The 20,959-nt window shown below is 56.8% G+C and carries 17 protein-coding genes; 8 read left to right on the forward strand and 9 right to left on the reverse strand.

Going from position 1 to position 20,959, the window contains the following annotated elements; genetic code table 11:
• Nucleotides 1-343 precede the first annotated feature (343 nt).
• The 3 genes from PMM47T1_RS03490 (at nucleotide 344) to PMM47T1_RS03500 (ending at nucleotide 4,331) form a co-directional block, all read left to right on the forward strand.
• The gene (locus tag PMM47T1_RS03490; protein WP_008365824.1) at nucleotides 344-2,272 is read left to right on the forward strand and encodes a flavin monoamine oxidase family protein; all 1,929 of its coding nucleotides are present in this window, start codon (nucleotides 344-346) and stop codon (nucleotides 2,270-2,272) included.
• A gap of 164 nt (nucleotides 2,273-2,436) precedes the next feature.
• A complete protein-coding gene (locus PMM47T1_RS03495; RefSeq protein ID WP_008365826.1) occupies nucleotides 2,437-3,333 on the forward strand; it encodes a nitrilase family protein in 897 nt (298 codons plus the stop codon).
• Between the two features lie 14 nt (nucleotides 3,334-3,347).
• Nucleotides 3,348-4,331 (forward strand): asparaginase, encoded by a 984-nt coding sequence (locus tag PMM47T1_RS03500; protein WP_008365828.1) that lies wholly within the window; start codon nucleotides 3,348-3,350, stop codon nucleotides 4,329-4,331.
• 395 nt (nucleotides 4,332-4,726) lie between these two features.
• Here PMM47T1_RS03500 and PMM47T1_RS03505 read toward each other — a convergent pair whose 3' ends face one another.
• The gene (locus PMM47T1_RS03505) at nucleotides 4,727-5,626 is read right to left on the reverse strand and encodes a DUF6216 family protein (protein ID WP_008365830.1); all 900 of its coding nucleotides are present in this window, start codon (nucleotides 5,624-5,626) and stop codon (nucleotides 4,727-4,729) included.
• Between the two features lie 135 nt (nucleotides 5,627-5,761).
• Here PMM47T1_RS03505 and PMM47T1_RS03510 point away from each other — a divergent pair, with 135 nt between their 5' ends.
• On the forward strand, nucleotides 5,762-7,309 hold the full coding sequence (locus PMM47T1_RS03510) for an McrB family protein (protein ID WP_008365832.1): 1,548 nt from the start codon (nucleotides 5,762-5,764) through the stop codon (nucleotides 7,307-7,309).
• Nucleotides 7,306-8,586, forward strand: a complete 1,281-nt coding sequence (locus PMM47T1_RS03515) for an McrC family protein (protein WP_008365834.1) — start codon at nucleotides 7,306-7,308, stop codon at nucleotides 8,584-8,586. Before PMM47T1_RS03510 ends, PMM47T1_RS03515 begins: the two co-directional genes overlap by 4 nt.
• Before the next feature lie 63 nt (nucleotides 8,587-8,649).
• Here PMM47T1_RS03515 and PMM47T1_RS03520 read toward each other — a convergent pair whose 3' ends face one another.
• Complete coding sequence (locus tag PMM47T1_RS03520) at nucleotides 8,650-9,240, reverse strand: BRO-N domain-containing protein (RefSeq protein WP_008365837.1); 591 nt, start codon at nucleotides 9,238-9,240, stop codon at nucleotides 8,650-8,652.
• Nucleotides 9,241-9,759: 519 nt separating this feature from the next.
• Here PMM47T1_RS03520 and PMM47T1_RS03525 point away from each other — a divergent pair.
• A complete protein-coding gene (locus PMM47T1_RS03525; RefSeq protein WP_008365838.1) occupies nucleotides 9,760-10,914 on the forward strand; it encodes a DUF262 domain-containing protein in 1,155 nt (384 codons plus the stop codon).
• Nucleotides 10,915-10,919: 5 nt separating this feature from the next.
• A complete protein-coding gene (locus tag PMM47T1_RS29670; RefSeq protein WP_157212943.1) occupies nucleotides 10,920-11,591 on the forward strand; it encodes an MAE_28990/MAE_18760 family HEPN-like nuclease in 672 nt (223 codons plus the stop codon).
• On the opposite strand, the gene PMM47T1_RS28825 is transcribed toward PMM47T1_RS29670, so the two are convergent.
• The 5 genes from PMM47T1_RS28825 to PMM47T1_RS03540 all read right to left on the reverse strand — a co-directional run bounded on the left by PMM47T1_RS28825 (nucleotide 11,527) and on the right by PMM47T1_RS03540 (nucleotide 17,993).
• Nucleotides 11,527-12,609 (reverse strand): DNA cytosine methyltransferase, encoded by a 1,083-nt coding sequence (locus PMM47T1_RS28825; protein WP_008365841.1) that lies wholly within the window; start codon nucleotides 12,607-12,609, stop codon nucleotides 11,527-11,529. The two genes, PMM47T1_RS29670 and PMM47T1_RS28825, sit on opposite strands and share 65 nt — an antisense overlap.
• 123 nt (nucleotides 12,610-12,732) lie before the next feature.
• Nucleotides 12,733-13,980, reverse strand: a complete 1,248-nt coding sequence (locus PMM47T1_RS03530; RefSeq protein ID WP_008365843.1) for a ribonucleotide-diphosphate reductase subunit beta — start codon at nucleotides 13,978-13,980, stop codon at nucleotides 12,733-12,735.
• A gap of 543 nt (nucleotides 13,981-14,523) precedes the next feature.
• Nucleotides 14,524-14,736 (reverse strand): hypothetical protein, encoded by a 213-nt coding sequence (locus PMM47T1_RS28830; RefSeq protein WP_081492608.1) that lies wholly within the window; start codon nucleotides 14,734-14,736, stop codon nucleotides 14,524-14,526.
• A complete protein-coding gene (locus tag PMM47T1_RS29500) occupies nucleotides 14,736-14,906 on the reverse strand; it encodes a YhfG family protein (protein WP_085989328.1) in 171 nt (56 codons plus the stop codon). Before PMM47T1_RS29500 ends, PMM47T1_RS28830 begins: the two co-directional genes overlap by 1 nt.
• 207 nt (nucleotides 14,907-15,113) lie before the next feature.
• Nucleotides 15,114-17,993, reverse strand: a complete 2,880-nt coding sequence (locus PMM47T1_RS03540) for a ribonucleoside-diphosphate reductase subunit alpha (protein ID WP_008365847.1) — start codon at nucleotides 17,991-17,993, stop codon at nucleotides 15,114-15,116.
• Between the two features lie 558 nt (nucleotides 17,994-18,551).
• Here PMM47T1_RS03540 and fhuF point away from each other — a divergent pair.
• Nucleotides 18,552-19,226, forward strand: a complete 675-nt coding sequence (gene fhuF, locus PMM47T1_RS03545) for a siderophore-iron reductase FhuF (protein ID WP_008365849.1) — start codon at nucleotides 18,552-18,554, stop codon at nucleotides 19,224-19,226.
• A gap of 7 nt (nucleotides 19,227-19,233) precedes the next feature.
• Here fhuF and PMM47T1_RS03550 read toward each other — a convergent pair whose 3' ends face one another.
• Together PMM47T1_RS03550 and PMM47T1_RS03555 are read right to left on the reverse strand one after the other, a co-directional pair.
• A complete protein-coding gene (locus PMM47T1_RS03550; RefSeq protein ID WP_008365851.1) occupies nucleotides 19,234-19,959 on the reverse strand; it encodes a 4'-phosphopantetheinyl transferase family protein in 726 nt (241 codons plus the stop codon).
• Nucleotides 19,960-20,024: 65 nt separating this feature from the next.
• On the reverse strand, nucleotides 20,025-20,816 hold the full coding sequence (locus PMM47T1_RS03555) for a dienelactone hydrolase family protein (RefSeq protein WP_008365853.1): 792 nt from the start codon (nucleotides 20,814-20,816) through the stop codon (nucleotides 20,025-20,027).
• Nucleotides 20,817-20,959 lie beyond the last annotated feature (143 nt).

The following is a 20,959-nucleotide window of genomic DNA, read 5'->3' on the forward strand; positions in this document are numbered from 1 at the left end:
TGTGCTGCTGGGTTACGTGATGCCGGGTGGCTGGCTACGGGACCGCCGACATGGATCGTTCAAGCTGTGGGCAACCAGCCCTGATGCTGGGAAAGCTGCGATGTATGCTTTGAGTGGCAGAAAATGTCGAAGTCGATTCTCGTGGCGCTTGGATTTATCACTCGTTACAAAACCGAAATTGTCCATTCGATGCGACAAGCAGGATCCCAGAGCTCTGATTAGTCGCCGTTGAAACATGCAGCCGAACTTCCTCTTTTGAAATTCTTTCCCTGCTCGGCATAAATGGCTCGGCACGTCCAACCCTCTGGGCGCTTGCCCCATTTAACGACAAGGAGTGTCGATCATGACCATTGGATCTTCCTACGATTACCCTGCCAAAACGCCAGCCCTTTTCAAACATTCCCCAGCGCCATGGGCTGGCCGATTTCCTGGGCCACCGGATTTGTGTTTTGATTACCGCCGTCTTGTCGAGCAACCAGGCGGAATCGCCAGTGCCACTCAGAAGGAGCATAAAATCTGCATCGTTGGTGCAGGGGTTACCGGTCTGACTGCCGCTCGTGAACTGCTGCGCTGCGGGTTCACGGACATCACCTTGATCGAGCAATCCAGACGGATCGGCGGTCGCCACCTTACACTTGATACCCAGCCATCCAGCTCGGTTCCGTCAACGCCGTTCGAGATGGGCGCCATGCGCATGCCCCTCTTCAACCGTGTTGGGGAACACCCGAGGGACGGTCGATCGCTCATGGCCTACTACGCCAGTCAGTTCGATCTGAAGCTCTCTGACTTCCCGAACCCAGGCACCCCGTGGGTTGCTTCCACTGGAATATACCTGCGAGAAGGCCAAGTGAGTGGTGAGGGAGAGCCGACCCTACTCATCTGGAAGAATCCAGAAGGAACTAGCCCGCCGCCGACGGCAACCCTTCAGAACGTCTATGAAAAGTGGCACGCATTCGCCAAACGTATGACAGACAAGGTGGCCGCTATCTATGGTACGTCGGGCTGGGAGGCCTTGTGGGCGGCAATCGTTGCCCGCTATGAACACATGTCTTTCCGCCAACTAGTCACTGAGCCAGCGATAGAGGCATGGGCTGAGACGGCCCCAGGTGACTTCGGTGGTCTGGGAATGTCGGCTGACGAATCGGCGATTTTCTACTCCATCGGTATAGGCGACGGAAGCTGGGGCGCCTTTTATGATGTGTGCTGCCTGTATCCATTGCGCACTGCAATTTTTGGCTTCAGCAGCCACCTTCAATTGGTTCATGGTCGAGTCAATGAGCAAGGTGTCCCGTTACCGGCGCCGTACTTGGGGACGCCTTCGATTTATGACACCGAAGGTCTAAAGTTTGAAAGGCCCACCTACATCGGGTTGGTTGCCATGGACGAATGCCTCATGTTCATGGGGGCAGAGCAGGGTGCGCTTTCGTTCTACGACCACTGCCTTGCGCGTGGCGCAGGGCTGTTGACCGATAGCCGAGTGACGGGGCTGACTAAGCTGGAAAACGGAAAAACCCGTGTGCATTTTGACTGGCACGTGACCAATCCGAACGCTTCGCAGGTCAGGACCGAGGATTTCGATTCCGTTATTGTCACGCTCCCATCATGGATCATCGAGACACGGATCCAGCTCTCGGGCTTCACACAGGAGATGTTGCCCCACAAGATTATCACTGCCTATAAAACGGCCCACTGGGAAACCAGTTGCAAGGTTTATGTGCCGCTGAAAAAGAGCTTTCTCAGCAAAAACACGACGATCCCGCAAATCCTCGTGACCGACAGCTTCGTTCACGATGTTTATGCCTATCGCTACAACGAAGCATACGCCTACGACTGTCTGCTGCTGAGTTACACCTGGGAGGACGACGCCACCAAGTTGGCAACGTTCAATGACGTGGAGCTGGTGCGCAAATGCGCGGCGGAGCTTGATCGAATGTTGATGCGCTGCAGCAACATTCAGACCGCCATATCGCCTTACCTGGACCTTGAACACGCTCGCGTTCAGCGATGGGTGACTGACCAGAACGCTCTCGGTTGCGCCAAGTTATATCGGGCGGGGGCATATGGGGATGCGGTCAGTTTAATGGCCTACAACCGTGAGTACGCGGGCGCATCCGGGGTCTATTTCTCTGGAGAGTCATTTTCAGTCGATGCCGGTTGGACAGAGCCTGCCTTGCGCGGAGCGATCGATGCAGTGATTCATATCTGCGACCGAACAGGCGCTACTTTTCACGGTGGGTTTAGCTTGGCGGACTACCCTCAGTATCGCTATTGACATCAGCTCCTGGCCCTCCGGTATTACGGTACCGGAGGGCGCACCTGAAGCCTCGGAAATTTCACACACTAATTAGGGAAAGCGCTGACTTGAACATTCAAATGGATGTCTTCTAATAATAGGACGTATCCATACGAATGACAAAAACAAGGAAAGCGCCCCCCATGTCCTCCGTGTCTCAAGCCGTAAGCCCCGTCCGAATCGCCGTTATCCAATGCGACCCCCAGGTCGGCCTCAACAACTGTGAAACCAACCTCTGCCACACCCTGGCCCTAGCCCAAAAAGCCGCCGAAGCCGGCGCCACCCTCATCGTCCTCCCCGAACTCGTCACCACCGGCTACACCTTCACCACCCGCGCCGAAGCCTTCGCCCACGGCGAAAACCTGGAAACCGGCCCTACCATCACCGCCCTGCGCGCCTTCGCCCGCGAACACGAGATCTACCTGGCGGCCGGCCTGGCCGAACTCGACGGCCCCCACCTCTACGACACCGCCGTACTGCTAGGCCCCACCGGCCTCATCGGCAAATACCGCAAGGCCCACCTCTGGCACCAGGAAAAACTCTGGTTCACCCCCGGCAACCTCGGTTTCCCGGTATTCGACACCCCCATCGGCCGCATCGGCCTGCTGATTTGCTGGGACATCTGGTTCCCGGAAGTGCCCCGCCTGCTCGCCCAGCAAGGCGCCGACATTATCTGCAGCCTCAACAACTGGGTATGGACGCCCCCACCGTTGTTCGACGCCAGCGGCAAATGCATGGCCAGCTACCTCACCATGACCGCCGCCCACGTCAACAACGTCTTCATCGCCGCCGCCAACCGCATCGGCGTCGACCGCGGCGAACGCTTCCTGGGCTGTTCACTGATCGCCGGCACCAACGGCTGGCCCATCGGCAACGTCGCCCCGCCCGACGAAGAAACCATCCTCTACGCCGACGTCGACCTGGTGTCCGCCCGCAGCGCCCCCATCTGGAACACCCTCAACGACCTGCACCGCGACCGCCGCTGCGACCTGTACGATGGCATGCTCGGCTACCGGCACCACCCCGCCGCCCCACGTTAAGGAAAACAGCGCCCATGACCCAAGCCCCCTCCCTGCCACGCCTGGCCATCGGCGCCCTGGGCGGCACGCTCAGCATGAAGGCCAGCCAACCCGATGCAGGCGTCACGCCCGCCGTCGACGCACAAGCCATGCTGCAGGCCGTGCCGCCCCTCGCCGACCTGGCCCAAGTGCATGCGCAAACCCTGCACCTCATCCCCAGCGCCTCGCTCACCTTTGCCCAACTGCTCGACGTACTGCACTGGGCCGACGCCCAGGTGCAGGCGGGCGCGCAGGGCGTGGTCATCACCCAGGGCACCGATACCCTTGAAGAAAGCGCGTGGTTCCTCGACCTGCTGTGGCCGCACGATGCACCGCTGATTGTCACCGGGGCGATGCGGCCGGCTTCCCACGTGAGCGCAGACGGGCCGGGGAACCTGCTCAATGCCGCCATCACCGCGCTGGACCCGGCCAGCCGCAGGCGTGGGGTGCTGGTGGTGATGAACGAGGATGTGCATGGGGCGCGGCATGTGCGTAAAACCCATGCGCTGGCGATTCATGCATTTACGTCGCCGGGGTATGGGGCGGTGGGCTCGGTGGTGGAAGGGCAGGTGCGGTATCGCCAGGCGCTGCAGGTGCGACAGGCGTTGCCGGTGCCTGTGCGCACGGATCATAAGGTGGCGTTGCTGGAGGCGACGTTGGATGGGGATACGTTGCTGCTCGATCAGATCGTGGGGTTGGGGTATGCGGGGTTGGTGGTGAATGGGTTTGGGGCAGGGCATGTGTCGCAGGATTGGGCGGTGCGGTTGGGGGAGATTGCCGAGGTGATGCCGGTAGTGGTGGCTACGCGGACGGGGGAGGGGGCTACGGCTCGGGGGAGTTATGGGTTTGTGGGTGGGGAGATTGACCTGCAGGCGCGGGGTGTTTTGATGGCGGGTGAGTTGGATGCGCGGAAGGTTCGGATTGTGATGTGGCTGTTGATCGGTAGCGGCATGCAGGCCAGCTTGCAGAACCATCTGTAACCGCAACCGGCTTGTCTGGGGGTGGTCTCTGCTGCAGTTAGTCAGTCACTGCGCGTTGGCCATTTCGCGGGCAGAGCCCGCTCCCACATTGCAGATTTCGAAAGTCTTGGAGCTGCGGCAAGAGTCCAAACCGGGTCGTGGATGGCACGCAGATCTTGTGGGACCGGGCGAAGCTCGGGAATAGGGCCGCAGCGAACAAATCTGCAAATCACCTATAACTGCAACGATCGTGTCGGCACCAACGACCTGTAGCCGCTGCCGATAGGCTGCGCTGGCCATTGAGTACACTGAAGATCTGCAGCGTGGATCAAGGCCAGCGCAGCCTGACGGCAGCGGCTACAGAGTCATCGTGACAGTGGCGCGAGCCAGCTCCCTCCAACCGAGTGGCACCGCATTCACGAATGCTGCCCCAGAAGCCTCTTCGCCTCATACTCCGGAATGCCATGCCTACGCACCGCACAAGCCACACAACCATTTCTAACGCTGATTTGCCGCTCAAGTCTCCTCGCGGCCTTGACCTTGGCAAGCAGGCGAATGGCGAACACAAGGCAGGCGAATATTTCTGCGGTCAATAAGGCCGAAATCTCTCGCTGGTCAGCAATTCTGCCTTCATGCCCATCGCTGAACGGCGGCAGAAGGATCTGGCACAACACATCCAGCCGATTGCTGGTGAAGTCCTTGGTGGTGAAGGGAGCAAGCTTCTCTGCGGAGCTGCAATCCGCTACCGTCAAGGGTGCTGCCCCTATTTCCAGATACACCTGGTTTTTTGCGACATAAAAGCTGGGGCCGTTCTGCTTGAAGTGCATCAGCACAAAAGGATTGGCAATAAGCAGCGTTGAGGCGATGGTCAGCAGAAAAAGCGTGATCACGCACACCCGCAGCAAGGTAAATATGTTCTGCGTCGTCAGGTAGGTCCTAAGCCGAATATCCGCGAAATCATCCCAATTAATGATGCTTCTCGACAGGGACACATCGTTGATAGGCAGTTGATGCTGGGTGATCCATTTTTCAGCCCGCTCAGCGTCCGAGAAGCTTTTTACTGGAATGTTGAATTCAAATCGGAAGAACTCAAGCTCTCTGGCGCGCTTGCGCATTTTCTCAAAACGCGGATCGTCGAACGTTTGTTTGCCGTCAAAAAACCTCCAAACTCGATCCCTCAAAAAGAAGAAAGACCCCGAGCGTCGGTACACATACAACGTTGCGATCACCACGATCACCACGCCTAGGATTGAGGTGACCACGGTCCAGTTTTGAAACGTGAAGGTCAGGAGCGTAGAGGTTTCTGCATTTTTCATCGAAGGCAAAAGTCCATTTCATATCGCGGGTGCGGTCCAGCCTCGGGGGCTGGACATTCGTAGCGGCGAGCAGTCTTTACCAATACTGGCGATTTGGCTACCGTGCTAGGAATTTTCCTACAAGGACGTTCCGCAATGGCCCCGCTCAATCAAATTTTCTTCGGCCCACCAGGCACCGGGAAAACCTACGCGACCATTGCGGGCACTCTCGAAATCCTAGACCCCGCTCACCTCAAGGCCAACGCCCAAAACCGCGCAGCCTTGAAAAGCCGCTTCGATCAGCTGGTAGCCCAAGGCGACGTCCGCTTCGTCACCTTCCACCAAAGCTTCAGCTACGAAGACTTCGTAGAAGGCCTACGCGCCGACACCGACGACAACGGCCAGCTCCGCTATACCGTCGTCCCAGGCGTGTTCAAAACCCTATGCCGACCGGACCAACCCAAGTACCGCGCTTTCCAGATTGGCGACACCTACGGCACTGGTTACAAGGTCATCTACGCATCCCCCGACGTCGTAGAGCTCGAAAAGCCCAAGGGCAATCACCTGGAAATCGGCATGGGCATGCTCAACGGCTTGGCCAAAGCCGTAGCCTCAAACGAACTGACCATCAACGACCTGCGTAACCAAACCTGGGACAGCAAACTCCCGAACTCAACGTTCGATCCGTTCTTGGTCAACGGCTACAAAAACTTCCTGCCGTCCATGGTTGAACACATGATCGGGGCACAGGAAGCCGGTCTTTTCGAGCAGGAGCAAGTGAAAGCAAGCGACACCCCCAAGGTCCTGATCATTGATGAGATCAACCGTGGCAACGTATCGCGCATATTCGGTGAACTCATCACCCTCATCGAACCATCCAAGCGCGCTGGAAATTCCGAAGCGTTGGAAATCACGCTGCCCTATTCCAAAGAGCGCTTCAGCGTCCCGAACAACTTGTATCTCATCGGCACCATGAACACCGCTGACCGCTCGCTGGCATCTATGGATATCGCGCTGCGCCGCCGCTTTAGCTTCATCGAGGTCCCGCCCAACCCAGAGTTGCTGGAAGAGATCGAAGTAGAAGGCATCGCGGTTGATGAATTGCTAAGCGTCATGAACGCACGTATTGCCGCTTTGCTTGATCGCGATCACTGCCTTGGCCATGCCTACTTCATCCCACTAAAAGATGAACCAACCTTGGCGCGCCTTGCGGAGATATTCAAACAGCAGATCTTGCCCCTGCTGCAGGAGTACTTCTTTGAAGATTGGCAGCGAATCCAGTGGGTGCTCAACGACCAGCGGAAACCAGTGGAGCACCGCTTCTTGCTGCAGCCGAGCCAGGACCTCAACGTGCTGTTCGGTGAAACCGTCATGGTCAACCAAAGTAACGAACGCTGGGATCTCAATGCGCAGGCTTTTGAGCGTGTTGAATCCTACCTAGGCATCATTGATCACACCGCTAAAGCGTCCGTACCTCCCAAGTACGAGGCTAAGGAGAAGCAGTGGGGGGATGTAGTACTACGGCAATCCACCTCAGGCGCTGTCGAGCTGCTGCGTAACGGTCAGGTGATTGATGCCAGACCGGTCCTGGAAGAAATCGCGACTGAGCGCGGTATCTCACTGCTGACATCCACGGGCACTCCGCAAACCACTCGCCGGTTAGGCAGGAAGATCATCAGCTACTTGATCGAGCAAGCGCCGTGAGCATGACTGTCACCGTGCGTGAATACGCCCGGTTGACCACCAGTCACGTCGAGCACCCGACCTTGGACTTCGCCCAAATCAGTGCCTCGGCGTTCGACTGGCTATGCGAGCTCAATGCCGGATTCAGCCAGGGCGGCGCAGCCCTGGTACAACTCCAAGACCGACGTTGCCTGAAACTCGACAACTACGTCGGCGCCTTGGAAAGCCCGTGCGGCACCCGCATCGAGATACTGCCCAAACACTTCGAACAGGGCGACTGCATACAGCAGAGCCGCGCGCTGCTGCGCCGCATGATCCAAGCCTCGTTGAAACTACCGACTCGGCAGGTTGGCGCTGCCTCACTGCAGCGTTTCGATGCGCCCCTGACGGAATGGGTGATGGCGCGGTTTCTTGATGCGCTGGATCACTTGATCAAGCGAGGCATTCGGTTCGATTACCAACGCATCGAAGAAGAACAGCCATTCCTGCGCGGGCAACTGAACACTGCCCGCCAGGTACGACAGTCACCGGCGCGCCAACACCACTTTCAGATTCGTCATGACGTGTTCTTGCCGGATCGACCCGAAAACCGACTGCTTAAGACGGCGCTGGAGATCGTCTGCAAGACAACCCAAGACCCCAGTAGCTGGCGCCTATCCCATGAACTGCGCACCGTGTTGCTGGAGATACCTAGCAGCCGCGACACGGCCCAGGACTTTAAACAGTGGCGTAATGATCGGCTGATGGCCCACTACCAACCGGTCAAGCCGTGGGTTGAGTTGATCATTCAACAACAGACGCCGTTGGCCGTTGCTGGCGAGTGGCGAGGGATGAGCCTGTTGTTCCCAATGGAGCGGTTGTTTGAGAACTACGTGGCGGCTTGCCTGCGGGACACGTTAGTGCCAGGCGCAACCTTGAGTACGCAGGTGACGGGTGAGCATCTTTGCTTGCATCGGGACAAGCACGTTTTTCAGTTGCGGCCTGACTTGATGGCCGAGTTGGATGGCAAGCGTTGGGTGATGGATACCAAGTGGAAGCGGCTGGATGGCGAGCTGGTAGGTAAACACTATGGGATCAGTCAGGCGGACATCTACCAGATGTTTGCGTATGGGCATAAGTACCTGAAGGGGGAAGGGGATCTGGTGCTGATCTATCCGCGGCGGGCTGGGTTTCAGGAGCCCTTGCCGGTTTTTGAATATGGCGCGGGGCTGAGGCTGTGGGTGGTGCCGTTTGATTTGGAGTTGGGGCAGTTGGTGGCTGGCGATGTGGTCAGCGTGCCGTTTCAAAGTAGGCATTGAGCATTGCGTGGTATCGGACTGCTCTGACATGGAGGCCTGAGGGCAGACCTCCATGTGGATCGGCTAGCGCCCGATCAGCTTGCCGACGAACTGTCGCCAGTGTGAGGGGAGTGGACGTGGGCCAGATTGTGCGAGGTGAGGGTGAGTCAGAATCTCGGGTACGTCCCTGAGGCGAATCCAGGGCTCGCTTTGCCAGTGCAGCATGCTGAGCGACAAGTTAGCCCAGCGTAGAAGGCTTAGGCTCGGGGCGTGGGTGTCGTGGTCAGCGCGTTCGTCGCGCATCACGGCGATGACTTCGTGGGTGAGCCAGCGTCGCAGGCTGCGGTTTTCTGGGATGAAGTGGTGGACCAGTGTCATGTAGACGGCTGATTCGCTGATCATGACAGTGGGCTGGATTTCACCGTTGTAGAGCAGGGAGAGGGTGCAGGTTTGGTCGGGGTCTAGCTTGCGGAGGGCGTGGGATTCTAGGTGTCGGCCGATGAGTCGGCCTAGGTCCCGGGCGGAGAACCAGATTTGGGATTCTAGCCAGAGGGCGTGGAGCGGGCGGTTGTGGCGGGTGAAGACGATTGGCGTGTGGGGAACGTCGTTGGATTGGTGTGCTCGTCCGTCGTCGGGCCTTCGGTGGCTGCCGGTTTCGTTGGTTGACATGTCCATTTATCTCTACTTGATAGCTTTCTTAGGGCTAGGTGTCGGGGGTTAAGAAACCTCAAGTAGAAGGCCGGACGTATTCCCCTTGCGGGTCTTGTATTAGTCCACTCCCGACGTATCAGAGCTTTTGAGACGTGCAGCCGGGGGCCGCAGGCACAAAATACCGCTTTTTCGGGAGCGGATTGGCCGCTACTTGAGGCGTTCCTTAGGCGCAGACGGAGAATAAGGGGAGAGTCAAGGCGCCGCAATTGTTAAAATGTAAAAAATGGATCTTGTGATTTCCGCGCTGGTGCATTGGAGCTGATTTTTTAGTAACTTTATTGATCATATTCAAGCCCACAAGGAAGATATCGGGAAGGCGAAATCTCTTCACAGTCGATGCAAGGTGTCAGGATCATGCTTTTGGCTAGTTGTCAACGTTAAGAATTTGCTTTATCACGGTTTTCGAGTTGTAAGTCTACTATGAGATCAGTAATCTAAGTCGAGGTCATAATGCCATTATTAACTTGGTCCACAGAGAGTCAAATGCCTAGCCAGATGGAAGAGTTGCGTAAAGAGTTGGCGTCAGCAAAATCTGATGATATTAAAGCTGTCGTCATGTCTAAAATGGAAAGCCTTCGGGTTCTAGCTGAGAATGCAATTCGGCATGCACAGAAAAACATTTCCTATAGCACACGGGAATTTCCTATAGAGACTATTTTGCAGAAGTACCAGGAAGGGCTTGATAGTGATACCAATGAGCTTTTCATTCCTGACTATCAGCGGGACTATAAGTGGGATGATAAAACCTTATCAAGATTTATTGAAAGTATTTTGTTAGATTTCCCGATTCCTTATATTTACATAGCAAACGTGTCTGCAGAAGATGCAGAGCTTGATGGGCGGGTTGAGATCATTGACGGGTCGCAGCGGATTCGAGCTCTTCATTATTTTGTGAATGGTGAAGTGCCATTGCAGGACTTAAAAGAGCTGAAGGCGTTAGAGGGGTTTTATTTTGAGGATCTTCCAGTTGGTAGGAAAAGAAGATTTCTTAGAGAAACACTAAGGTTTGTGGAACTAAAAGGTGATGTGAGTGAGTCGCATCGCCGTGATCTATTTGAGCGCATAAACTCTGGTATGAAGAAGCTGGTAGGTGCTGAGACACGGCATGGTTCGGAATATGCTTCCTCCGAATTTTATAAGAGGGTCATCGTTCCCTGTTCGGCGGATAAGCTTTTCTCTGATCTGGCTCCGCTGTCAGATAAAAAGAAATCTAATGGCGATCATCTAGAGTTAGTGACGAGGTTCTTTGGATATCTGAATGATCTCGAGTCCTACAACGGTAAGGTTCTTCAGTTTCTTGAAGCGTTTCTGGCTAAGAGCGTTGACAGGGGCGCAGATTTTATTGCCGGAGATCTCGCTGTGTTTAACAATACGATGAACTTTATTAATGCTCATTTCCCTACGGGTTTTCGTCGTACTCCGACCAGTAAAACAACCCCTCGCGCGCGTTTTGAGGCCATTGCGGTTGGTGTCGCTTTGGCACTAAGAGATAATCCAGGGTTGGTAGAGCCTGCCACCCCGGTGAATGAGTGGATGTATCAGGATGAATTTCAATCTGTGATTAGCGCAGATAGTGCCAACAATAAATCGCAGTTATTGGCGAGGATTGAGTTTGTCAGGGCCAAGGTTGCTGGGTGATTGACATGATTGAATCGGTCAAGGATGAATTTGCTCGCAGATCTGATGAGATAGACGTCTTATTTAGTCATATCGAATTTCTGGCTCAAGCTGAAGATGCTCATCTTTCAAGGGTTGGAAACGGAATTGTTCCGATACTTTCATCTTCGCTATGCCTGATGTTATACAATCAGATTGAGTCGACTGCGTTCTCATGCGTGGAGTCAATCTATGATGCAATTGATGAGCGAAATGTTAGTTTTAATAGTCTCGTTGAATGTTTTAAGAAGAAAATTCTAAACGACTGCAAGGAGTCTTATCATTCCGGAAGCTCTCTTTTGAAAAGCTTGCAGGGAGGAGATATTGCAGCTGCTTTAGCTCGTGCGTCGCTTAAGCTCGACCGAGTATTTAGCGGGAATGTCGATGCTAGAAAGCTTAGGGAGGTTCTAGGGTTCTATAATCTGCTGGTCACGAATCCTAGTTTGGATAATACTGGGGCGGAACTGTTAGGTATCAAGGACGCTCGAAATAGCCTTGCTCATGGAGCGTCCTCTTTTGAGAAATACGGGCGTGACTTAACTGTAAAGGATCTGAGGTCCGCTCGAGACAATGTGGGGGAATATATGGCTCATATTATAAATCTAACTGATAGTTACTTGGAGAGGCAGCTTTATTTGGATCCCTCAAGTGTAGCTTAATGCTTTCACCTACGACTTCACCTAGGCGGACGGGTACAGCATTTCCGATCATTGTGCATAATGCTCGTGTCGACATGTCTGTGCCCGGTTCGTAAAAGCTGTAATCGTCTGGAAATGATTGCAGGATAGCCGCCTCTCTAAGAGACAAAGCTCTGTTTTGCTCGGGGTGGCCAAATCTGCCATTCCCGTACCCGTAACTTTGCGTTGTGATTGTTGGGCTTGGTTTGTCCCACTCCATGCGCCCATATACACTAGCATATGTTGAGCCTGATTTCTTCGAGTGACATGGGGCACGTAAGTGCTCTGGCCAGTCTCTCCAAGTGCCGCCGGGTGATGAGCGAATTATACGCTGCAGATTTATTTGGCTAAGGGATGCGGAATAATGCAGCGGGTCGTCAGGATCCTGCTCGCCGGCTGAAAGCCTTGGGAGATGCTTGATTGCATCTCTAACTGACGTGAAGTTACCGCTTGAATGCGTCGGGGGAATAATTTCTATAGGGCCGAGCATTGAGGCTAAGAGTACCAATCTTTTACGCATCTGCGGAAGACCATACTGGGCGCATGAGACAACTTTGAAATCTACATGGTAGCCAGAGACTTTAAGGAAGCTAACAAACTTCAGATATATTTCATGCGTTCTTAGTTGTGGGACATTTTCCATTGTGACTAGCTCAGGTTTTGTCTCTGAGATTAGTCGTCGAAATTCATTTAGCAGCTTCCATTTGTCATCATCGTTAGACTTCCTGGTGCTAGAGTATTTGGAGAAAGGTTGGCATGGGGCGCACCCTGCCAAAAGCTTGATTTCTTGGCCGCCAAACCAGTTGTTCAGCTCATTTCCAGTCAAATCTGTTACTGATTTGTTAACAAATTTCGCGCCGCTGTTATTGTGTTCGAAAGCATAGGTACATGCCGGGTCAAAATCGACCCCGTGAGTTACGTTGATGCCCGAATTTAAAAGGCCTCGAGTTAGTCCTCCTGCTCCGCAGAACAGATCAACGGCTGCTACAGTCATTCGCATTACTCAATGCAGATTTCATATTGATGGTTTTGCGCTGAGGGTTTCTGGTTGAAATATAGTAAGGCTAAAATGAAAACAACCAGAAGTTTGCACTTTTGGTTGTTCTCCAATCCCTTTCTAAGATCAATCCCAGCTCAACGCCCCACCAGTCTGATACTCAATAACCCGCGTCTCAAAGAAGTTCTTCTCCTTCTTCAAGTCCATAATCTCGCTCATCCAAGGGAACGGGTTAGTAGTCCCTGGATACTCTTCCTTCAACCCAATCTGCGACAGACGACGGTTGGCAATAAACTTCAGGTAATCTTCCATCATCGCCGCATTCATGCCCAGCACGCCACGAGGCATGGTGTCACGCGCGTATTCGATCTCCAGCTGGGTACCCTGCAGAATCATCTGCGAAGCTTCTTCCTTCAGTTCGGCATCCCACAGGTGCGGGTTTTCGATCTTGATCTGGTTGATCACGTCGATACCGAAGTTCAGGTGCATCGACTCGTCGCGCAGGATGTACTGGAACTGCTCGGCCACGCCGGTCATTTTGTTGCGGCGGCCCATGGACAGGATCTGGGTGAAGCCGCAGTAGAAGAAAATGCCTTCCAGTACGCAGTAGTAGGCGATCAGGTTGCGCAGCAGTTCTTTGTCGGTTTCCGGGGTGCCGGTGTTGAATTCCGGGTCGGAGATGGCGCGGGTGTATTTCAGGCCCCAGGCTGCCTTTTTGGCGACCGATGGGATCTCGTGGTACATGTTGAAGATTTCGCCTTCGTCCATGCCCAGGGATTCGATGCAGTACTGGTAGGCGTGGGTGTGGATCGCTTCTTCGAAGGCCTGCCGCAGGATGTACTGGCGGCACTCCGGGTTGGTGATCAGGCGGTACACGGCCAGGGCCAGGTTGTTGGCGACCAGGGAGTCGGCGGTGCTGAAGAAGCCCAGGTTGCGCATGACGATGCGGCGCTCGTCGTCGGTCAGGCCTTCCGGGTTACGCCAGGTGGCGATGTCGGCGGTCATGTTGACTTCTTGCGGCATCCAGTGGTTGGCGCAGCCGTCCAGGTATTTCTGCCAGGCCCAGTCGTACTTGAAGGGTACGAGTTGGTTGAGGTCGGCGCGGCAGTTGATCATGCGCTTTTCGTCGACCGCGACGCGGGCGGCGGAGCCTTCCAGTTCAGCCAGGCCTTCGGCGACGTCGAGTTTGTCGAGGGCGGCTTTGGCGCGGGCTACGGCGGCGGAGTCAGTCGCGGTGACGGCGCGGGCTTCTTTCGCAGCACCGGCGCCGGCGCTGTCGAGTTTGTCCATGGCCGCTTCAGCGGCGTGGCCGGCGTTGGCGCCTTTGGCGGGTTGCGCGTCGTCTTCTTTGTCGAATTCGTCCCAGCTCAGCATGGTGATGAAGGCTCCTGCTTGGGTCTGCCCGCGGGCGACCGGATGGATTTTAAGATGAGGTTGCCATTGGCCGTTACAGTGCACGAAGGCTTAACGGACGGCATTTCTAATTGGTTCGGATTTGCCCGGTTGCTACGTGCTGTGGCAACCGCTGCGGATGATCGAAATCAGCAGTGACGCTTGCGGTGGACGGCAGGGTTGAGGCCGAAATCAGGTACGCAAGTCATCATGGTTTTTGCCCTGTGTGGGGGACGCGATTATACGGAATATTGCAGCGTCCGTGTTCATCGTAGCGCAATCAATTCGCTATTTTGGGTGGGCTTTTTGGAGCCCCTGGTTTGCAAACGGGTATTGACCGCTCACGCAGGTGAATCGCGTATGTGGTGTTGGATGTTGTTTGCAGGCACTAAATATAGTGTTTTGGAGGCGGGTTCGCAAGGTTGATTGCGAGAAGTTTCTGGGGGGTGTGGCGTTAGGGCGCGGGAGCGGTGGTGGGGTTTTCCCGAGCTTCGCCCGGTCCCACAGGGTTGGAGTCGTATGGAGCTACGGCATCAAGAAAAGTCGATGATGGATTTTTTTCAGATAGGGGAAATCGTAAGGCGGGAGGCAGAACTCAATTTGGCTTGCAGCGATATCGGAAAGCTCACGCTCGGCCTGATCCAATTCTATCTCGCAGCGGATATTCAGCTTATTGCGCAGGATGGTGGTGCCTGGATAGCAGTACGGGTCTTGCCCTACGCCGTACTTGTCGACCATCAGTCAGCTGTCTTGCGGTAGCGGTTTATTACGGATTCGCGGCTAGGCAGTGGGCGCTCGGCATCCTCACGGGTTACGTCAAACCCCTCCAGACGGAGGCTGGCGGTGTAGTTGGATCGACGGACTTTGGCGTAATAGGCTTTCTTGGCTTGAAAGGACAGGGGTTCCATGGCGCCTCCTGAATCGTAGGTTTGGATATTGTAGCGGAGACGGATTGGCAAGGTGTAACGGCGGCTTCATGGGGGGGGCGTTCGACGGTGACTTCGCGGGCAGAGCCCGCTCCCACAAAAAAGGCAGTAGCGGGTACAGAAGGTGGCGTTTGCCGGGCACAAAAAAGCCAACCCGAAGGTTGGCCTTTTTGTGCTGCTAGCTAAGCCTTATTGGCAAGCTTCGCAATCCGGCTCGTCAATCGCGCAAGCCTTTGGCACTGGTGCTGGGCCCGCTGCCTGGACAGGTGCGCTGTCACCACCGCTCGACACGGCGTTCAGTTTGCCAGTGTTGATGGTGGATTTCTCGGTGCTGGTGGCAGCCAGGGCACGGAGGTAGTAGGTGGTTTTCAGGCCACGGTACCAAGCCATGCGGTAGGTCACGTCCAGCTTCTTGCCCGAGGCGCCGGCGATGTACAGGTTCAGCGACTGAGCCTGGTCTATCCACTTCTGGCGACGGCTGGCGGCGTCGACGATCCACTTGGTGTCCACTTCGAAGGCGGTCGCGTAGAGGTCTTTGAGCTCTTGCGGGATGCGCTCGATCTGCTGTACCGAACCGTCGTAGTACTTCAGGTCGTTGATCATGACCGAGTCCCACAGGCCGCGGGCTTTGAGGTCGCGAACCAGATAGGGGTTGATCACGGTGAATTCGCCCGACAGGTTCGATTTCACGTACAGGTTCTGGTAGGTCGGTTCGATCGACTGCGACACGCCCGTGATGTTGGCGATGGTGGCGGTCGGTGCGATGGCCATGATGTTCGAGTTACGAATGCCTTTCTGTACGCGGGCACGGACCGGGGCCCAGTCCAGGGACTCGTTCAGGTCGACGTCGATGTACTTCTGGCCACGGGCTTCGATCAGGATCTGTTGCGAGTCCAGCGGCAGGATGCCTTTGGACCACAGCGAACCCTGGAAGGTCTCGTAGGCGCCGCGCTCGTCGGCCAGGTCACAGGAAGCCTGGATGGCGAAGTAGCTGACCGCTTCCATGGACTTGTCGGCGAACTCGACGGCAGCGTCGGAACCGTAGGCGATGTGCTGCAGGTACAGCGCGTCCTGGAAGCCCATGATGCCCAGGCCCACCGGGCGGTGCTTGAAGTTGGAGTTCTTGGCCTGTGGTACCGAGTAGTAGTTGATGTCGATAACGTTATCGAGCATGCGTACGGCGGTGTTGACCGTGCGCTCCAGCTTGGCGGTGTCCAGCTTGCCGTCCACGATGTGGTTCGGCAGGTTGATGGAACCCAGGTTGCAGACCGCGATCTCGTCCTTGTTGGTGTTCAAGGTGATCTCGGTGCACAGGTTGGAGCTGTGCACCACGCCTACGTGCTGCTGTGGCGAACGCAGGTTGCACGGGTCTTTGAAGGTCAACCATGGGTGGCCGGTTTCGAACAGCATCGACAGCATTTTACGCCACAGGTCTTTGGCCTGAATGGTTTTGAATACCTTGATCTTGTTGTACTCGGTCAGGGCTTCGTAGTACTCGTAGCGCTCTTCGAAGGCCTTGCCGGTCAGGTCGTGCAGGTCTGGTACTTCGTTTGGCGAGAACAGGGTCCACTTGCCGTCATCGAAGACGCGCTTCATGAACAGGTCAGGGATCCAGTTGGCGGTGTTCATGTCGTGGGTACGACGACGGTCATCACCGGTGTTCTTGCGCAGTTCGATGAACTCTTCGATGTCCAGGTGCCAGGTTTCCAGGTAGGCGCACACGGCGCCTTTGCGCTTGCCGCCCTGGTTGACTGCAACGGCGGTGTCGTTGACCACTTTCAGGAAGGGTACGACGCCTTGCGATTTGCCGTTGGTGCCCTTGATGTACGAACCCAGCGCACGGACCGGCGTCCAGTCGTTGCCCAGGCCGCCAGCGAATTTGGACAGCATGGCGTTGTCGTGGATGGCGTGGTAGATGCCCGACAGGTCATCCGGCACGGTGGTCAGGTAGCAGCTGGACAGTTGTGGACGCAGGGTGCCGGCGTTGAACAGGGTAGGGGTCGACGCCATGTAGTCGAAGGACGACAACAGGTTGTAGAACTCGATGGCACGGTCTTCGCGCTGTTTCTCTTCGATGGCCAGGCCCATGGCCACGCGCATGAAGAAGATCTGCGGCAGTTCGAAACGCACGCCATCCTTGTGGATGAAGTAGCGGTCGTACAGGGTTTGCAGGCCCAGGTAGGTGAACTGCTGGTCACGCTCGTGGTTGATGGCCTTGCCCAGTTTTTCCAGGTCGTATTCGGCCAGCACAGGGTTCAGCAGTTCGTACTGGATGCCTTTGGCCACGTAGGCCGGCAGGGCCTTGGCGTACAGGTCGGCCATTTCGTGGTGAGTGGCGCTGTCGGCCACTTCCAGGAAGCCCAGGCCTTCGGCGCGCAGGGTGTCCATCAGCAGGCGGGCGGTGACGAACGAGTAGTTCGGCTCACGCTCAACCAGGGTACGGGCGGTCATCACCAGGGCGGTGTTGACGTCTTTCAACGCTACGCCGTCGTACAGGTTTTTCAGGGTTTCGCGCTGGATCAGGTCGCCGTCCACTTCAGCCAGGCCTTCGCAGGCTTCGGTGATGATGGTGTTCAGGCGGCCCATGTCCAGCGGCGCGAAGCTGCCGTCGGCCAGGCTGATGCGGATGCTTGGGTGGGCATCTACCGGGGTGTCGGCGGTGGTGCGCACGGCGCGTTCCTTGGAACGGGCGTCACGGTAGATCACGTAGTCGCGGGCCACTTTCTGCTCGCCGGCACGCATCAGGGCCAGTTCTACCTGGTCCTGGATTTCTTCGATGTGGATGGTGCCGCCCGAAGGCATGCGACGCTTGAAGGTAGCGGTGACTTGTTCGGTGAGGCGCGCCACGGTGTCGTGGATGCGCGACGAAGCGGCAGCGGTGCCGCCTTCAACTGCGAGGAAAGCCTTGGTGATGGCGACGGTGATCTTGTCGTCGGTGTAAGGGACGACAGTCCCGTTGCGCTTGATCACGCGCAGCTGGCCCGGCGCGGTGGCGTTCAGATCCTGGCTGGATTCTGTAGCCAGTGGCGCCTTGCCTGCCGGGTTCTCGCGAGTTGTGTCGGTCTGCATCTGTATCTCCACGATCGAATGGGTTAGGCCCTGGGGGTACCTGTAGTTCTTTGAAAAGCGTTGCAACGATCGGGGACGGGTTTACTGACCGTCCCTGGGCGCTACGGCTCGAAAACGGAAAACACCAGCCTACGACGTGAAGTCGTGCTGGTTCCGTTCGCGAGCGTTAAAGAGCGAAAAAAAAAGTGTAAATCTGTGAAAAATAACCTCAAGACGGGCTTGAGATTAGCGTAAAAAATGTGGTTGGCAAATCCACCAAAACCCAACATGTAGTGGTTTGGCGCGCCGGAGATACAAGATAAGGCCCCTGTGGGAGGATTGCAACACGGTGTTCTGTGGATAACTTGTGGGTAATTTGTGTGCGAAACCGTGCAGCCCATGTAGGCCGGGTCCCACATGCCTGAGACCATTTGTCCGGCATTCCTCGGGGCAAAATTTGCCGGTCCGGTTTTTTGCGGGCGCGCACCCTAACATAAAAAAACACAGGCACCGAGGCGTTTTTGGCATGCTGTTGTTTCGTGCGTCCTTTAGTCACCCTGGACGCTGTCAGGAGCTTCAATGAACCACCCGTGGGCCAGTGGCCCTTATGCCGCATTCACGCAGGGCCTGTTGCCCGTGGATGACCCGCGCCTTGCGCAATCGGTGCACGATGCCCTGCAGCCGGCGCATCTGGACGCTGCCTTGGTGCGCATCTATGGGCAGCCGCTGTTCGATGAACAGAAACCGGTATTGGTTTCCCAATGGTCGAAGTATTTTTTCATGTATTGGTTGCCGGCCATTCTGGTCACCCAGTTGGCCCATGGCTGGTACCTGCCGTTGCAGTTGGACCAGGTAGGGCTGGTGCTCAACGAACGTGGCTTGCCGTTGGCGGTAAAGCTGCTGGAGGAGGGCGAGCCGGGTGATGCCGACGAATCCCTTGAGCCGGTGGTGCAGGCCAGCCTGCGGCCCTTCATTGAGCGCTTGAGCGCCTATGGCGAGGTGCCCACGGCCGTGTTGTGGGGCAATGCCGGTGATTACCTGGAACAGGCCGCGGTGCGCTTGCAGGCGTTGGGGCTGGCGGTGGGGCCGGCGTTGGCGTTGCTGCATTCGCGCAAGTCGGCGGATGGGCGCAGCAACCCTTTATATGAGCCCATTCGTTATTTGCCGGACGGCACGCGGCAGCGGCGCAGTTGTTGCCTGGCTTATAAAGTGGAATGGGTGGGGCATTGTGAGCATTGCCCGTTGCTGGTGTAACCCGCTTCTATACGGGGGCGTCGTGTCTGTGGGGGATGGCAATCAGGCTCAGCAGATGATCATCGTGCAGCCCGAACTGCCCCTCGATCTCGACGCCATGGCACCAACGCTGCGACAAGTCAGTCAGCAGCCGCATGCGCGCCCGGCCTGAGGTGTCCCATTCCATCACCTCGGCATGCTCGAAGTAGAAACGCTTGCCGACAATGGGGTACAGCGCCTTGAACAGGCTTTCCTTGATGGAGAAGGTCAGGGTCACGGTCAGTGACGCCTGGGCCGGGTCCATGCGCGCCAGTTCGGCTGGGGTGAGAATCTCGCCGGCCAGGCGCGTGGCGCGCTCTTCGCCCAGCAGGGTTTCCATGTCCAAGCCCAGGCCCTGCCAGTCGCTGTGACGGGCGACGACGGCGCCGGCCCAGCCGGTGCCGTGGCTGATGGAGCCGCTGATGCCGGGAGGCCAGAGTGGGGCGCGGTCTTCGCCGATGGCCGGGACGTGATCGATAGCGGCCAGTTGCTGCAATGCCGTGCGCGCGCACAGGCGGCCGGCCAGGAACTCGGCCTGGCGCTTGGCTACCGAGCGCTGGATGCTGGCGGGCGGGGTGATGCCGGCACGCACGAAGTCGTCCGGGACCAGGGCCTTGGGGTCGAAGCGGTTGCTGACCAGCACCACGCCAGGCAGGGTGAAGGGCAGGGGCCAGTGGGCGTGGGGGGCGGTGCAGCAGGCGAGGGGCGGGTTCATCGCCATAGTGTGCCATAACCCCGCTGCCGTCAGGCTGCGCCTACAAGGTTGGCGACGGGCGCAGGTCAGCTGAAGACTTTCTTCAGAAACGCCTGCATGTCCGCCCAGGATTTCTCGTCGGCTTCCTTGTTGTAGCCAATGTCCGGCCCGCCATGGTCGCCGTGGGCCAGGCGGTCGGCGTCCGGGTTGGTGAAGCCATGCTTGGCCCCCGGCTGCACCACGAACTGATAATTCACCCCGGCGGTGGACATTTCGGTCTTGAAGTCGGCCACATCCTTGGGCGTGCTCATGCTGTCCAACTCGCCATGTTCCACCAGAATCGGGGTCTTGACGCTGCCCTTGGTGGCCCGGGTCTTGGCGGCCAGGCCGCCGTGGAAGCTCACCACGCCGGCCAGTGTTTCGCCGTGACGGGCGGCGTTCAGCACCACCGTGCCGCCAAAGCAGTAGCCAATGGCGGCCACCTTGGCCGGGTTGGTCTGCGGCTGTTGCTTGAGCAGTTGCACCCCGGCGTCAAAACGGGCGCTGGACACCGCAGCGTTGGCCGAGGCTTCCTGCATGAACGCCATGGCGTCCTTGGGGTGCTCGGTGTTCTTGCCTTCGCCATACATGTCGATGGCCAGGGCACTGTAGCCCAGGGCGGCGAGGGCGCGGGCGCGGCCCTTGGCGTAGTCGTTCAGGCCCCACCATTCATGCACCACCACCACGCCGGGGCGCGGGCCCTGGATGGCGTCGTCGTAGGCAAAGTAACCCACCAGCGGCGTGCCGTTGAGGTCCTTGTAATGCAATTCCTGGGTCTTGATCTCGGCCTGGGCCGCAGCGCTGGCCGCCAGCAACAGGCACATCAGCAATACACGCATCTTCGGTGCTCCTTTATAGGCAGTGAAAACAGCCTAGCCCATCCGGTTCAGTTGGGGTTCAGCGCTCCCTGACTAAGCTTGTTACAGGTACACTCTTTGGCGCCGGGGCTTGGTCGAACAAGCGTCCGGTGCCGCCCATTGAA

The organism is Pseudomonas sp. M47T1 (assembly GCF_000263855.1).
GTDB lineage: Bacteria > Pseudomonadota > Gammaproteobacteria > Pseudomonadales > Pseudomonadaceae > Aquipseudomonas.